General features: G+C 60.6%; 13 protein-coding genes and 1 pseudogene. 8 read left to right on the top strand and 6 right to left on the bottom strand.

Annotated features, from left to right (window positions below; all coding sequences use genetic code 11):
* Positions 1–173: 173 nt before the first annotated feature.
* Entirely contained in the window at positions 174–278 is a 105-nt protein-coding gene (locus J3481_RS11740; protein WP_236011610.1) for a putative holin-like toxin, read from the bottom strand.
* A gap of 468 nt (positions 279–746) precedes the next feature.
* On the opposite strand from J3481_RS11740, the gene J3481_RS11735 reads away from it, so the two are divergent.
* Together J3481_RS11735 and J3481_RS11730 are read left to right on the top strand one after the other, a co-directional pair.
* Complete coding sequence (locus J3481_RS11735; protein WP_206832316.1) at positions 747–2,006, top strand: MFS transporter; 1,260 nt, start codon at positions 747–749, stop codon at positions 2,004–2,006.
* A gap of 5 nt (positions 2,007–2,011) precedes the next feature.
* Positions 2,012–3,463: a gluconokinase gene (locus tag J3481_RS11730; protein ID WP_206832317.1), complete on the top strand. Its 1,452-nt coding sequence runs from the start codon at positions 2,012–2,014 to the stop codon at positions 3,461–3,463.
* A gap of 107 nt (positions 3,464–3,570) precedes the next feature.
* Here J3481_RS11730 and J3481_RS11725 read toward each other — a convergent pair whose 3' ends face one another.
* Positions 3,571–4,281, bottom strand: a complete 711-nt coding sequence (locus J3481_RS11725) for a metallophosphoesterase family protein (RefSeq protein WP_206832318.1) — start codon at positions 4,279–4,281, stop codon at positions 3,571–3,573.
* 212 nt (positions 4,282–4,493) lie between these two features.
* On the opposite strand from J3481_RS11725, the gene J3481_RS11720 reads away from it, so the two are divergent.
* The 4 genes from J3481_RS11720 (at position 4,494) to J3481_RS11705 (ending at position 9,146) form a co-directional block, all read left to right on the top strand.
* On the top strand, positions 4,494–5,786 hold the full coding sequence (locus J3481_RS11720) for a homocysteine synthase (RefSeq protein WP_206832319.1): 1,293 nt from the start codon (positions 4,494–4,496) through the stop codon (positions 5,784–5,786).
* Positions 5,787–6,032: 246 nt separating this feature from the next.
* A complete protein-coding gene (locus J3481_RS11715) occupies positions 6,033–7,340 on the top strand; it encodes a YeiH family protein (protein ID WP_328702128.1) in 1,308 nt (435 codons plus the stop codon).
* Between the two features lie 396 nt (positions 7,341–7,736).
* The gene (locus J3481_RS11710) at positions 7,737–8,249 is read left to right on the top strand and encodes a DinB family protein (RefSeq protein ID WP_206832321.1); all 513 of its coding nucleotides are present in this window, start codon (positions 7,737–7,739) and stop codon (positions 8,247–8,249) included.
* Between the two features lie 465 nt (positions 8,250–8,714).
* A complete protein-coding gene (locus tag J3481_RS11705; protein WP_206832322.1) occupies positions 8,715–9,146 on the top strand; it encodes a PhnD/SsuA/transferrin family substrate-binding protein in 432 nt (143 codons plus the stop codon).
* A gap of 52 nt (positions 9,147–9,198) precedes the next feature.
* On the opposite strand, the gene J3481_RS11700 is transcribed toward J3481_RS11705, so the two are convergent.
* The gene (locus J3481_RS11700) at positions 9,199–10,434 is read right to left on the bottom strand and encodes an MFS transporter (protein ID WP_206832323.1); all 1,236 of its coding nucleotides are present in this window, start codon (positions 10,432–10,434) and stop codon (positions 9,199–9,201) included.
* A 136-nt stretch (positions 10,435–10,570) separates the two neighbouring features.
* On the opposite strand from J3481_RS11700, the gene J3481_RS11695 reads away from it, so the two are divergent.
* Positions 10,571–11,026 (top strand): Lrp/AsnC family transcriptional regulator, encoded by a 456-nt coding sequence (locus tag J3481_RS11695; RefSeq protein WP_206832324.1) that lies wholly within the window; start codon positions 10,571–10,573, stop codon positions 11,024–11,026.
* A 91-nt stretch (positions 11,027–11,117) separates the two neighbouring features.
* Complete coding sequence (locus J3481_RS11690; protein WP_206832353.1) at positions 11,118–11,255, top strand: hypothetical protein; 138 nt, start codon at positions 11,118–11,120, stop codon at positions 11,253–11,255.
* 135 nt (positions 11,256–11,390) lie between these two features.
* Here J3481_RS11690 and J3481_RS11685 read toward each other — a convergent pair.
* From J3481_RS11685 to gnd, 3 genes and pseudogenes are all read right to left on the bottom strand, one after another.
* Positions 11,391–11,552: pseudogene (locus tag J3481_RS11685) on the bottom strand (DinB family protein); the annotation flags it as partial.
* Positions 11,553–11,605: 53 nt separating this feature from the next.
* Positions 11,606–12,649 carry a LacI family DNA-binding transcriptional regulator gene (locus tag J3481_RS11680; protein WP_206832325.1) on the bottom strand — a complete coding sequence of 348 codons (1,044 nt, stop codon included), beginning with the start codon at positions 12,647–12,649 and terminating at the stop codon, positions 11,606–11,608.
* Between the two features lie 63 nt (positions 12,650–12,712).
* On the bottom strand, positions 12,713–13,609 hold the full coding sequence (gnd, locus tag J3481_RS11675; RefSeq protein ID WP_206832326.1) for a phosphogluconate dehydrogenase (NAD(+)-dependent, decarboxylating): 897 nt from the start codon (positions 13,607–13,609) through the stop codon (positions 12,713–12,715).
* Positions 13,610–13,644 lie beyond the last annotated feature (35 nt).

Raw genomic sequence — 13,644 nt, 5'->3', positions numbered from 1 at the left:
TGACTGCACATTGACGAATATCCGCAATATGGTACACTTAAACTGAAAAGAGCGCCGGAGGTCGCGACTCCGGCGCTTAGGCACCGACGCCTGGGCAGTGTCCCTGCCCGTCGCTATCTGGCGTGATAGCTGTGAGCAGTGACCGCCCCGAGGCTGGGAGACCTAGGGGGCGGTCACTTGCGCGTCAAGGCAAGAACCAGAGCCACAACAAGCGACAAGAGCGCAATCACGAACGACCCAAACTGGATCGCTAGGGATAGCGCGTTCGCCACCGTCATGGCCTCACCCCCTCCCGTTCTCACGAGCGGGCAGGGAGTGACCCCCAAGGTGGTGCCCACTTGTAGCCTACCAAAATGGCTTTCAGCCGTCACTGCACAAGCGAATCTTCCATAGCACGGTTAGGAGATCCTCCACAGGTCCCCTGGTCTTCTCGCAACGTGATCGTCCGCTCGCCCCATGATAAGCTCATGATCCCTACAAATGCTTGTTTTTTCGTGTGCTGTGCGCCCTGACTTGCCACTAACCCTTGTTGGCCGTGACTGAGTTGCGCGTAGGTACCGATGGTAGATGGAATCACGAAACCCGGACGCAAATCCCCCTTGCTCCGTGAAGCGCTTTCGTGTATGTTCAGTATATCGATTTCGTAAATCGTTTACTTCTGTCGCTCCAGCGCCTGCGCTCCCTTGTTGGCGTCGGGCATGCCGCGCGCTGGAGTCGGCTATCCTGACCTGCAAGGGGGATTGCTCGTGAAGCGCTGGTGGATTGGCCTGCTCATTGGCCTCGGCGTGCTCATCAACTACTTCGACCGAACCAATCTGTCGGTCGCAGCAACGCCCATCTCGAACTTATACCATCTCTCCGACGCCCAGATGGGCATCATCCTGTCGGCTTTCGGATGGTCGTACGCGGCCTTCCAGATCCCCGTCGGCGCCTTGCTCGACAAGATCGGCGTGAAATGGCTGAATCGCATCGCGACCATCCTCTGGTCCATCGCCACGTTCATGACGGCCATCGTGAGTGGCATGGGACTCATCATCCTGTCTCGCGTGCTGCTCGGCATTGCGGAAGCGCCTGCCTTCCCTGCGGCATCCAAGGCGACGGGCTACTGGTTTCCTGTGCGCGAGCGCGGCGTGGCCACCTCGCTGTTCGACGCGGCGGCGAAGTTCTCCAACGTCATCGGCACGCCGCTCGTCGCGTGGGCGGTGACCACGTGGGGCTGGAAAGGCGGCTTCTGGCTCACCGGCGCGCTCAGCCTCGTGTACGCTGCCTTGTACTGGGCGTTTTATCGCGATCCGCACGAAACCCGGCTCTCCCAGGAAGAGGCCGAGCTGTTGCGCGAGGGCGGCGCACAGCAGGCTGGCGAGGCGGAGGCCGGGATCGGCAAGAGCCTCGCGTACCTGCTTCGCCAGCGCAAGGTCTGGGGGCTGACGCTCGGGTTCGCGGCTTACGGCTACTCGTTCTACCTGTTCCTCACGTGGTTGCCGAGTTACTTGGTCAAAGAGATGCACATGACCGTGCTGAAATCGGGCTGGTACACCGCCGGGCCGTGGCTCGTGGCCACGATCACGGATCTCCTCATCGGCGGTTGGCTGGTGGATCGCCTCATTCAGCGCGGGCACGACGTCACGCGCGTCCGCAAGACCGTGCTCGTGGTCGGCATGATCTTCGGCCTTGCCGTCATTCCGGCCGCGTTCACGCACAACCCGAACACGGCGGTCATCTTCATCGCCATCGCGCTCGGAGGCCTGGCGTTTTCGGCGCCGGTCGGCTGGAGTATCCCGTCGCTCATCGCGCCGAAGGGCACCGTGGGGCTCGTGGGCAGCATCATGAACTTCGTCAACAACCTGATGAGCATCGTCGCGCCCATCGTCACGGGGTTTGTGGTGCAGAGGACGGGATCGTTCGAATCCGCGTTTGTCATCGCGGGCGTGGTGCTGTTGCTTGGCATCTTGTTCTACGTGTTCATGCTCGGTAAGATCGAGCCGATTCCGGATCCGAAGGTGTGACTGCGGTGAACCGAGATACCTGTATCGTGGGCCTGGATTTGGGTACCACGTCCATCAAAGCGGTCGCGTATACGCCGACTGGCGAGCTTCTCGCCAGCCGTTCGGCTGTGGTGAAGACGGAGACCGGCCCGGACGGGCGCGCGGTGCAGAACCCGGACGACGTCAAGGAGGCGGCAGCGGCGGTGCTGAGCGGTCTGGCGGCCGAGATCGCGCAGCAAGGTCGCCGCATTGCGGCGCTCGGCATGTCGGCTGCCATGCACAGCCTTGTGGCGATGGACCCTCGCGACGAGCCGCTCATGCCGGCCATGACGTGGATGGACGCGCGGCCCGCCGAGGTGGCGCAAGCGCTTTGGGCTTCGCCGGACGGCCCGCGGCTCTATGCGCGGACGGGCACACCCATTCACGCCATGGCGCCGGTTTGCAAACTGGCCTGGCTTCGCCGGGACATGCCGGACGTGTTTGCAAGGGCTCGGCGCTTCGTCTCCCTCAAGGAGTACGTGTGGCACCACCTGTTTGACGAGTGGGTGTGCGATCCGGCCATCGCCTCGGCCACGGGCCTGTTCGACGTGCAGAGGCTCGACTGGGACCCGGGTGCACTCGAGTTCGCAGGCGTCCGCGCGGATCAACTGAGCCGCGTGGTGCCTGCAGACTGGAGCCAGCCGCTTGCGTCCTGCCGCCTTGCCCCACGTCTGCCGCTCGCCGAAGGCGCACAGGCGGTCGTCGGCGGGTCCGACGGCGTCTTGGCCACCTTGGCTGCGGGCGCCAAGGACCGCGAGATGCTCGTGGTGACCATTGGCACAAGCCTCGCCGTGCGCGCCGCAAGCCACAGGCCCGTGACGAACGCCAGCCTGCGCACGTTCTGCTATGCCCTCGGCGAGGGTGAATACGTGCTCGGCGCACCGAGCAATGCGGGCGGGATTGTCATCGACTGGATCGTGCAGACACTGTTGGGCCGCCCGGGGGAGATTGAGGAACTACTCGCGGCGGCAGGCGACGTTCAGGTGGACCATCTCCTCGCGCTGCCGTACGTGGCGGGCGAGCGCGCACCGTTTTGGGACGAGCGCATGTCGGCCGCATGGGTGGGCCTGCGCCTGCACCACGGTCCTGCGCACATGGTGCGCGCGGCAGTGGAAGGGGTCCTCTTTCACACGCGCTGGCTCGTCGAGGAGATGCTCGGCCTCGCCGAAGGAGCGCGCGGCGTGATGCTGTCGGGCAGGCTGTTTGAGCAGCCGTGGATTGCCCGCACGGCGGCGGCGCTGATGCCCGTGCCGGTGTGGATGCAGGCGGATGCGGATGGAGCTGCGTACGGCGCAGCGATGATGGCAGGGAGGCGCGTAGGCGTGGACCTGCCGCCGCTCGCTGTGATGCCGGGGCCGCAAGCGCAGGCGGCTGCGCGCGCGGATCTGGAGCGGCGGTACGCCACCTGGCGAGAACTCGTCGAGAAGCTTCGCGCGTGATCGCAAACGATGACGCGAGCGGTCCATGCGGACGTCGACGCACGGCACCGACGCCGAGATCCCAAGCCCTTGCAAATCCTCGGTCGCTCCCCCGGCGGGCACAAAGCCTAAGACCCCGCGACGGGCGGATTCAAAATGTGATCCGCAAACTCTCCCGCCTTGGGAGCGCCCGACTTCCGGATCTCCGCTGCGGCACGCTCGAAGTCGTACAGCGTCTCCCGCAATTCGATCTCGGGGCCGATGAGCGCCCAGCACGCGCCCCGCGCCGCGCTCGGAAGGCCGACGCTGCCCGCGTTCACGACGCGCTTGCCCGCCACCATCCGGTCAAACTGGATGTGCGTGTGCCCACAGACGATGATGGACTCGCGCACATGCGCCACCATCGGCAGGATCTCCGCTTCTGGCGTGTCCCGCCGAATGGCCTCCTCGTCACTTCTCGGCGATCCGTGGACGAAGAGTACGTCGCCGAGCCCCTCCACATGAAGCGTCACGTGAGCCTTCTGACTTAGCAAGAACTCGCGTTGATCCGGCGTGAGCTGGTCATGACACCACGCGTTCACTTCCGCAATCCAGCCCCGCACGCCTTGCTCCACGCCGTGGCGCTCGGCGATCTCCCGGTCGGTGTTGCCGCGGACGAAAGAAACAGGGCCGCCGAGCGACGTCACCCGCTCCAGCACCTGCCGGGGCTGCGGTCCAAAGGCGAGATCGCCCCCAAACACCAACGCGTCCGCGCCGGCGCGCTCGACCTCTTGGAGCACCGCGTCCAAGGCAGCCAGGTTCCCGTGGATGTCATACAAAGCCGCGACTCGAGCAGGCATGAAAAACCCTCCATTCCGGGGCGGAACAATTCCGCGCTTTCACGCGTTCAGCCCTCTGTCGGACATCGCCAACCCTTCGCTTGAATTATCATAACTGTTTGACGCATGCAACGCACCCCTGTTATGATAGAATAAATCTCATAAAACAAATCTTCATAGTTTGTTTTTGCGCGACAGATTGGCGCCATAGACCACCGGGAGGGATCACGTCCGTGGAACAGGAGAACAACTGGTCGATCGAAACCATTGCGGTTCACGGAGGACAGCAGGTTGACCCTGCCACGCTGGCCCGCGCAGTGCCGCTGTACCAAACCACATCTTACGTCTTCCAGGACCCAGATCACGCCGCTCGCCTCTTTGCTCTGCAGGAATTCGGGAACATCTATACGCGTATCATGAACCCCACGACGGACGTCTTTGAGCAGCGCGTCGCGCAACTGGAGGGAGGTGTGGGCGCGCTGGCCGTCTCTTCGGGGCAAGCGGCCATCACGTACAGCATCCTGAACATCGCCGAGGCGGGAGACGAGATCGTCTCGTCCGTCAGTCTGTACGGCGGCACGTATAACCTCTTTGCGCACACCCTGCCGAAGCTGGGCATTCAGGTGCGGTTTGTAGAGCCGCATGACCCGGAGAATTTCAAGGCTGCGATTTCGAATCGTACCAAAGCGCTGTACGTAGAAACGATTGGCAATCCAAAATGCGACATTCCTGATCTCCAATCCATCGCGCGGATCGCGCACGAACATGGCATCCCGCTCATTGTCGACAACACATTCGCGACGCCTTATCTGTGCCGGCCGATTGAACACGGCGCCGACATCGTGGTGCACTCGGCGACAAAGTTCATCGGCGGACACGGAACCTCAATTGGCGGCGTGATCGTCGACAGTGGTCGTTTCCCGTGGAAAGAGAGCGGGCGCTTTCCGGGACTGACGGAGCCCGATCCGAGCTATCACGGTATCGTCTATACCGACGTATTCGGCCCCCTCGCCTACATCCTGAAAGCCCGTGTGCAGTTGTTGCGCGACATCGGAGCCTCGTTGTCGCCGTTTAACGCGTGGCTCTTCTTGCAAGGCCTGGAGACTCTCCACCTTCGCATGGCGCGGCACAGTGAGAACGCCCTTGCGGTGGCCCGCTTTTTGGAGCACCACCCCGCGGTGGAGTCTGTCAACTATCCGGGACTTCCGAGTCACCCTGACCACGCTCTCGCGCAAGCGTATTTGCCCAAAGGGCAAGGCGCGATTCTCACGTTTGAGGTGCGAGGCGGCGTGCAGGCCGGACGAAAGGTCATTGAGTCCGTCCGCCTCTTCTCCCACCTCGCGAACGTGGGCGATTCGAAGTCGCTCATCATCCATCCAGCCAGCACGACGCACCAGCAATTGACACCCGAAGAGCAATTGGCCGCCGGCGTGACTCCCGGCATGATCCGTCTTTCCGTCGGCACCGAACACATCGACGACATTCTGCAGGACCTCGATCAGGCGCTGCATCGGAGTCAAGCTTGAGCGAGTGCGGGAACGACAAGGGGCCCCGCCATGTGGTGGGGTCTTGATGTGAACTCGCCCTCTGAGGAACCGCCGTGATCCCTCACCGTGTCGTCGCGTCGATCATCGTTTGACACTTCACACGCACCTGTTGTAGATTAAATATCGAATAATCCAATATGTTAACTTGGATATAGGAGGTGATAGGAATGTGTAGCCTCAGTCCATGGTCCACACATCTTGACAACTGAAGAAGGAGGAATGTCTGTGTCGGTTGCCCTCGGGACTGGACGTTCCGACGAGCCGGTTCGCGTCGTTCGCGGGGACTGGTGGTCCGTTGGGATCGGTCTTCTGCTCGTCCTCGCCGTGGCGAGCGCGTACGGATTGGGCATTCCGTTGGATGTGTTTCAAACATCCGTGCCCAAGCCTTGGCCGAAGACTCCGCTGGGGTTGCAAATTGCGCATCACTGGGCGGCATACGTCGCAACTTGGTTGGTTCTTCTGCTGTTAACGGTTTTACCAGCCGTTCGATCCGGCGTGTCCTTGGGACAGTATGCGCTGGGCTTCACCGTTTTGTTCGCGGCAGCCTGGGGCGTCTTGATTTTGGGCAGTCAACAGATCCTCAAACAGGACGGCCTTGAGTACCCATTCTGGGCGCTCATCCTAGGAGTCGTGGCAGGCAACCTGCTTCGAATTCCGAGCTCCATCGAATCGGCGACTGCACAGTCGGAGCTTTTCATCAAGATATCCATTGTCTTGTTGGGGGCGAACCTCCCGTTTTCTATCGTCGCCAAATCGGGGCCGCGGGCCTTTGTGGAAGCCGCCATCATCGTCGCCGTTGGTTTTGCGGTATCGCAGGTGCTCGGGCGCTGGCTCAAGCTCGACGATCGATATCTGGCAGTGCTCGGCGCAGGCGCATCGGTGTGCGGTGTGTCGGCCGCCATCGCCGTCGGCAACACGGTGCGAGCCAAGCCACGACAAATCGGCTATGTCGTCTCCTTGGTCGTTGTGTACGGTTTGATTCTCATCTTCGTCTTGCCCGCTCTCGTGCACGGATTTCATCTTTCGGCGCTGAAGGCCGGCGCATGGATCGGCGGTTCTGAGCTCGCCGATGCATCTGGCGCGGCAGCGGCACAGATGGTGGGCGACGCCGCAGTCAAGGCGTTCTCGCTGGTGAAACTGAGCCGCGACGTGCTCATCAGCCTCGTGTGCTTGATCTTCGCCGTGATCGCGACGGCCGTATGGGATCGCAAGGCCGGCGCCGGGGACGCGAACCATCCTTCCCTCGGAGCGCTGGTATGGGATCGGTTTCCGAAGTTCGTGATCGCGTTCATCGTTGCCTCGATTCTGTCCACCTGGTGGCAAAGCGCGTACGGAAAAGCGTTTGCCACAGATTTCACGAACAATTTGAACGCACTCCGCACCTGGCTGTTTACACTGACGTTCCTAAGCATCGGTCTCAACACGCGTTTTCGCGACCTGCGGGACGTAAGCGGGAAAGCGATCGCCGTCTTTACGGTGACCGTCTTGGTCAACGTCGTCGTCGGCGGGCTTCTTGCCGCTGCGCTGTTCTAGCGAGCAGCCATCCGCTCGTCGTTCACGCCATGTTCCACTCCACTCCTCCATGAGAGGGATGACGCGTCAACGCGAATCCCGCAACTCTTTTTTCCATCAACCCCTTCCAATGAGGTCCACACCGTTGCGCTCGATCTCGTCCAAAGGCCCGGCACGGAAGATCTATACCACGATCATCCCCCCCAACGCGATCCCCGTGTGCTCTTGCTCCTTCTCGACATGCCTTTCAAAATTCGGGAGCGCTCATGACCCCTTCCCAAAAACTTTTCGTGTACAATTTGTTTGAATGCCGGGCCATATGCCAAGATGGTTTCATCGAGGCGGACTTACGAGCCGCCGAACGACTTTTTTCGCTCTGATTCATGTAAGCGCTATACGAGAAGGGAGTTTGGATGCATGGACAGCTTTGCCTTCGTTTCGTCAACACACCGACAGACGTTATCGCTGCTAGACGAGATCGCGGAAGACGAGTTGAACGTCCTCCCGGGGCCCGAGCGATGGACGGTCGGCCAGATTTTCGAACATATTTTGAAAACGGACCTGTCGATCATCCCCGTGTTCCGTCGAGCCGCCAAGGACCCTCGGCCCTACAGCGGCAAGCCCAAGGGCGTCGAACGCGCTGCCGACCGGCGTGTCAAAATCAAGGCTCCGGATTTCATCACCCCCTCGGAAGCGCCCAAAGTACGTCATTCACTTCGAGCTGCTTTGGAAGAAGCGAGGCAAACCCTGATGGATTCGGCGCGCGCGGTTGGCGATCCTGACGAATTGGAGAAGTGGACAGGGCCGGTGCCACATCCGGTGTTCGGGGAACTTTCCCTCCAGGAGTGGTTGGAGTTTGTGGGTTACCACGAACAGCGCCACCTGGAACAGGCGCGCGAGACCCTGGTCGCTATCCGAAGTGGAACATGAGCGAGCGATGGACAGGCAGAGCCGGTGGCTTGCACCATCGGCCAGCTGTCCGGCTTGCACGCCCGGCTACGATGCACATGAAGGTCCAGAGCGTTTGACCCAGAGATGACGTGGCTCAGATGTTTCATGTTGTGCCAGTTGTTCATGACACATAGCTTAGTCGCGAAATTTTCTCTCCACCATGATCCATGAGATCAATCTAATTGATGGAACTATACATCCAACCAAGATAAACAAGAAATCAAAATTTCTCAATAAAAACAGAAACAAACACACCGCACCAAATACGGCCATCATCCACCACATGCCCGCCGAATTGAGCGGCACGCGTGGGCCAGACCTTCTTAAGGACAATTCCCCATAGCACCTCGTGTGAACTGAATCCACGATTTCCGGAAATGAGAGCAATGTGACGAGATCGCCTTTCGAAGAGATCACGTCGCCGCAGTAGGAACAAATGACCTTATGCTGGGAGGCTCCATCCAAGCGTCTCACCTTCTTCGAAGACCGTCTGCACGCCACACGACAACTGCGGAGTTCCAGTGCACACGAGTTCGGCGAGCCTCTGTCGCTCTCATTGTATCAGAACACTCGCCAAACACAGAACAAAGGTGGTATGGGTGGTATGAATTTACCTCTGGTCCACCTCTTCTTCAGGCCCGCAACAGCGGCAGCTTGGACCTCGGAGAAGTCGGAGGCTCACCGGCCGTCTTTGCCCAAGCGACCCCCGGATCTCAGGTGGCGTATGTGGCCTATGAACCTGAGGTGTATCGAGGCATTTTAGTACCCAAGCAGTCGAACTTGAATACACTGGCCGATCTAAAGGGTAAAAAGGTTGCATATGCTAAGGGTTCATCGGCAAGCTTTCTTGTTCTAGCCGCATTGAACATTTTATGAATCTTTTTTCAAATGCCTACGCACGCGTATCCCGAAGGCAAACCGGCATGGACTACGAGACGCGATCGCGACCTCCCACGCTCTCTCTTGGCCCGCGCGGCGGAGTCTTCGACGCCAACCACGCGCTCGCACTGGCGGCAGCCGTGATCACGGCGCAGAGCATGGCGACGGTCGCGTACCCGGCGTGGACGTCAAGCCAACCCATCGTCGCGGGAGCCAGGAGCACGGCCATGTTGGTCGCAAAACTGTACCACCCCATGATGTGATGTCGGTGTACCTCCGAATATTCACTCAAGGACGCGGTGATGAGCGTCACCGTCAAGCTCTGAAACACACCCCAAACAAAGAGCGTAATGGAGACGAGCCCCACTTGGTTCATCGAATAGGGCAGCATGAGGATGACGGCCGTCAGGGCAACGAGGCTTATCCCAAGTATCCTGCGGCGTCCCCATCGATCCGCCCACCGTCCCGTCACGGCGCTCGTTGCGAACCCGATACCATAGGCGAGAAGCAAGGTGCCACTTTGGACATGCGACGCGAACGCATGGAGATGCCAGGCCACACCAAAAAGCGCGTACATCCCGTAAAATCCGAACATGTTGCCGAACGTAGCGGTAAGGAGGGCCGCGACGCCCTGCAGCCGAAAGAGATCCGCCGTCGCTGTGCGTTCACCAGCCTCCGCGGCGTTTCGATTGGTAAGAAACAAGCGTCTCCGCTTGATTGACCATGCCATGAATAGCATGAGGAGTATCGCCACAAAGCCGAACGACACGAACATCCAACGCCAACCCAGGTCGCGATCGACCCATGTGGCCAGAGGAACGCCGAGGATAAAGGACCACGACCAGCCAGATACCACCCAACCCAGCGCCTGCCCACGAAATTCGTCCGACACGGATGCCCCCGCAAGCGCGTACGCACTCGGCACCGTGAGCCCTGCCGCGAGTCCGGACAAAAACCTCGCCAGCAAAAATTCGAGAAAACTTGTCGCGTATGCGCACAGGATCGAAGCCCCGACAAATCCCGCCAAGCCCAGCCATAATGCAGCCCCTGCGCCCTTGCGATCGCCGACACGCGCCAAGACGGGTGCCCCGAGGGCCAGGGCGAGTCCGTACGCACTGACCGCCAGTGCGGCCTGGCTGACGGAGACACGGAATGCGTTCGATATTTGCGAGAGTATCGGAGACAACACCATTTCATCCGAACCGACCAAGAGAATCGTGAAGGCCAACGTCGTCACGAGCCCCATGGAGTTGCCGATCCGCCTCGGTGCGTCGTGCTCTGCCACGCTGCATCCCTCCATCTTGCCATAGCCGTTCGATGAGCCGTATGATACAAAGCAAAGATTCTATTCTGAATGTGCAAGCAAAAGCGAAACACGGTTTTTTCTTCGAATTTAAAGAACATTGGAGGATAGACTTTCGATGTATGAGTTGGACGAGATCGATTGGCACATCCTCGAGCATTTGCAGAAGAACGCGCGCGTCTCGTATCGTGAACTGGGGGACGAGGTAAGATTGTCTCCGCCTGCTGTAGCGGAACGCGTTCGCAAGATGGAGGATGCCGGAATCCTTCGGCATTACCGTGCCACCGTGGATCCGAAGAAAGTAGGGTATGCGGTGGAGACCTTTATCCGCCTCACAGTCCACGGCGGCCGGTACGGTAGCGCCATCGCCACAGTGAAGGAGATGCCGGAGGTTCTCGAGTGTCATCGCGTGACGGGCGACGCGTGCTTGCTTCTCAAGGTCGTGGCGATGTCCATGGAACACTTGGAACGCGTGATCGACGCGCTGGTGCCCTTCGGCCAGGTCGTCACCTCCATTGTCTTGTCCAGTCCGATACCCGAACGCCCGATTCCGTCGATTGGAATGGAAAGATGACGCGATTGCAGTGCACTGAAACGTCGGAGTCAACTGGACAGGGAGGTGAGAACCGTGTCGAAGTTGGAAGAAGATGTATGAGGAGGGGCGTATGGAAGGACGCATGGAGGGGCACATGGAGATCATCGGAAATCTGCTTCGCAAAGTCATGAAGATTGAAGACATCGCCGAGATGACGAGCCTTCCCAAGCAAGAAATCGAAGAACTTGCTCGGAAGCAGGCGCATTGACACAAATCGATGCGCCCGCGACCTTCCCCTGGCTCCACGGTGTTCTCCTATGCTATGGAAGCACCAAATCGGTGTCGGGGGAACATGGCCAAGGTGCCGCGCCATGGCGACGATTTGCCCCTTATGATGAAACTCATGTGTCACTGCGTGGGTCAGCAACCCTAGGGGCGTGGTCTTCACCGGCTCCTCTTGCCACCGCACGTCGCAACAAATGGTCCGATCCCACTGACCATCATGGACTTGAACAAATCGTTCCACTGTTTCATTCACCAAATCAAATCTCTTGCGAACGCGCATTACGTCTGAACCTCTGATCTCTTCCTCCTATGCGAAAGCAAAGTCGTTTTGGCCTAACGCGAAACGTCCCGGCCAATGCGAGCGCTCTGTTCCCGCCCCGTCGACTCCCGCATCACCAGAGTGGACGCGAGCACGCGAGTCTTTTCTGGCACGTCCTCGCCGCGCAGGCGGGCGATGACCATCCGGGCGGCCTCTTCGCCCATCTCGTCCACGGGCTGTCGGACGCACGTCAGTGGAGGATCGACGAGATCGGCCCAGTCAGGGTGATCAAAGGTCGCGAGCCCAAGTGCGGACGGCACAGGGTGTCCCAATTGGCGCAGGGCGCGGTAACACTCCATGAGAATCAGGCCATTCGCGCTGTACACGGCCGTGCGGCGCCCGCGGCGGATCTCGGCGTCCACGCGCGCGATGGCATCGGCGAAGGACGACGCATCCCCTCGGCGCACCCGCATGACCTCCGGTTCTCGCAGCGCCACGCGGCAAGCCTCCAGATAACCTTCGAGCCGCTCCGTCCGCGTGGGAATGCCTCGTTCGTCTTCCGTGAGATACACGATGCGTTCATAGCCGAGATCGAACAGCTGCCACGCCATTTCCCGCGATGCGTCACGGTTGTTCGTGCCGATGGCGTAGGCGTGAGGCAAGGAGAAGGCGCGATCGACGAGCACCACCGGCATTTCGCGCGCCAAATCCTCCAGGTAGTCGTTGTTGGCTCCACTCGTCTGCAGCGCGATGGCCTCCACGCGGTTTGCGACCAACGACTCGATGAGCTGGCGCTCGCGCCGCGCGTCTCCCTCGGACTCGGCCACCATGAGGTGATAGCCTTCGGCGCCAAGGGCGCGCGAAAACGCGCGCAGAAACCCGACGCAGAACGGGTAGCCCATGTTGACCACAATCGCCCCCACCGTCTGCGTCCGCTGCGCCTTCAGCCCCTTCGCGAGTGCGTTTGGACGATAGCCCAGCCGCGCGATCACGTCCGCGATCTTCTCGCGCGTCCTGTCGCTCATGGACTCGTAGCGCCCGTTCAAATAGCGCGAAACCGTCGTGACGGACACGCCGGCTTCCCGAGCGACATCCTGAATCGTGGCCCGCTTTGGCACCCCTGTTCCCTCCATGACAGCAAAGAGGCGATGCCAGCCATCGCCCCTTCCCTGCGCGAGCTGTCAGGCCCGCTCCACCGCGTGACCTCCGAACTCGTTGCGGAGCGCCGCCTGCACTTTGCCGCTGAACGAGTCATCCTGCATGGACCGATAACGCATCATCACAGAGGTCGCGATGACCGGCACCGCCGCCTGGACCTCGAGCGCCTCCTGGACGGTCCACTGCCCCTCGCCCGACGCGTGCACGACGCCCTTGATCTTGTCGAGCCGCGGATCCTCGCGGAACGACTTCTCCGCAAGCTCCATCAGCCAGCCGCGAATGACCGAGCCATTCGACCAGCAGCGCGCGATCTCGGCGAAGTCGTAATCGAACGGCCCCTTCTCCAGCACCTCGAACCCCTCGCCGATGGCCGCCATCATGCCGTACTCAATGCCATTGTGCACCATTTTGGCGAAGTGTCCGCTTCCCGCGCGCCCGGTGTACACGTAGCCGTTCGGCACCGCGGTGTCGCGGAACAGCGGCTCGATGGTCTTGAACACCTCGGGATCGCCGCCGATCATGTAGCAGGCGCCGTGGCGCGCCCCCTCCATGCCGCCCGAGGTCCCCACGTCGAAGAAGTGAATGCCCACCTTCTTCAAATCCTCGGCGTGGCGAATGCTGTCCTTATAATGCGAGTTCCCGCCCTCGATGATGATGTCCCCCGCCTGGAGGAGCGGCTTCAGTTGATCAATCAGGTTGTCCACCGGCTTGCCGTGCGGGACCATCAGCCAGACGATGCGCGGCGGCGTCAGCTTCGCCACCAGGTCGGAAACAGATTCGGCGGGCGTCGCGCCCTCCTTCGCGACGGCGTCGACGGCCTGCTTGTGCAAATCGTACGCCACCACCTGATGCCCGTGATCCATCATGTTGAGCGCCAGATTGTGGCCCATCTTCCCGAGACCAATGAGGCCGACCTGCATCAAAGAACACCCTTTCCTGCTCCACACGTGATTTC

Source organism: Alicyclobacillus fructus, assembly GCF_017329605.1.
In the GTDB taxonomy this organism is placed as follows: Bacteria; Bacillota; Bacilli; order Alicyclobacillales; family Alicyclobacillaceae; genus Alicyclobacillus; species Alicyclobacillus fructus.
Note: the sequence above shows the minus strand (reverse complement) of the source record. Positions and strands in the feature narration are given on the sequence as shown.

Excerpts from the sequence above, each read along its gene's own strand:
- gnd (WP_206832326.1), bottom strand. The coding sequence starts at position 13,609 with ATGCAGGTCGGCCTCATTGGTCTCGGGAAGATGGGCCACAATCTGGCG.
- J3481_RS11695 (WP_206832324.1), top strand. The coding sequence starts at position 10,571 with ATGTATGAGTTGGACGAGATCGATTGGCACATCCTCGAGCATTTGCAG.
- J3481_RS11690 (WP_206832353.1), top strand. The coding sequence starts at position 11,118 with ATGGAAGGACGCATGGAGGGGCACATGGAGATCATCGGAAATCTGCTT.
- J3481_RS11725 (WP_206832318.1), bottom strand. The coding sequence starts at position 4,281 with ATGCCTGCTCGAGTCGCGGCTTTGTATGACATCCACGGGAACCTGGCT.
- J3481_RS11740 (WP_236011610.1), bottom strand. The coding sequence starts at position 278 with ATGACGGTGGCGAACGCGCTATCCCTAGCGATCCAGTTTGGGTCGTTC.
- J3481_RS11710 (WP_206832321.1), top strand. The coding sequence starts at position 7,737 with ATGGACAGCTTTGCCTTCGTTTCGTCAACACACCGACAGACGTTATCG.
- J3481_RS11705 (WP_206832322.1), top strand. The coding sequence starts at position 8,715 with ATGCTGGGAGGCTCCATCCAAGCGTCTCACCTTCTTCGAAGACCGTCT.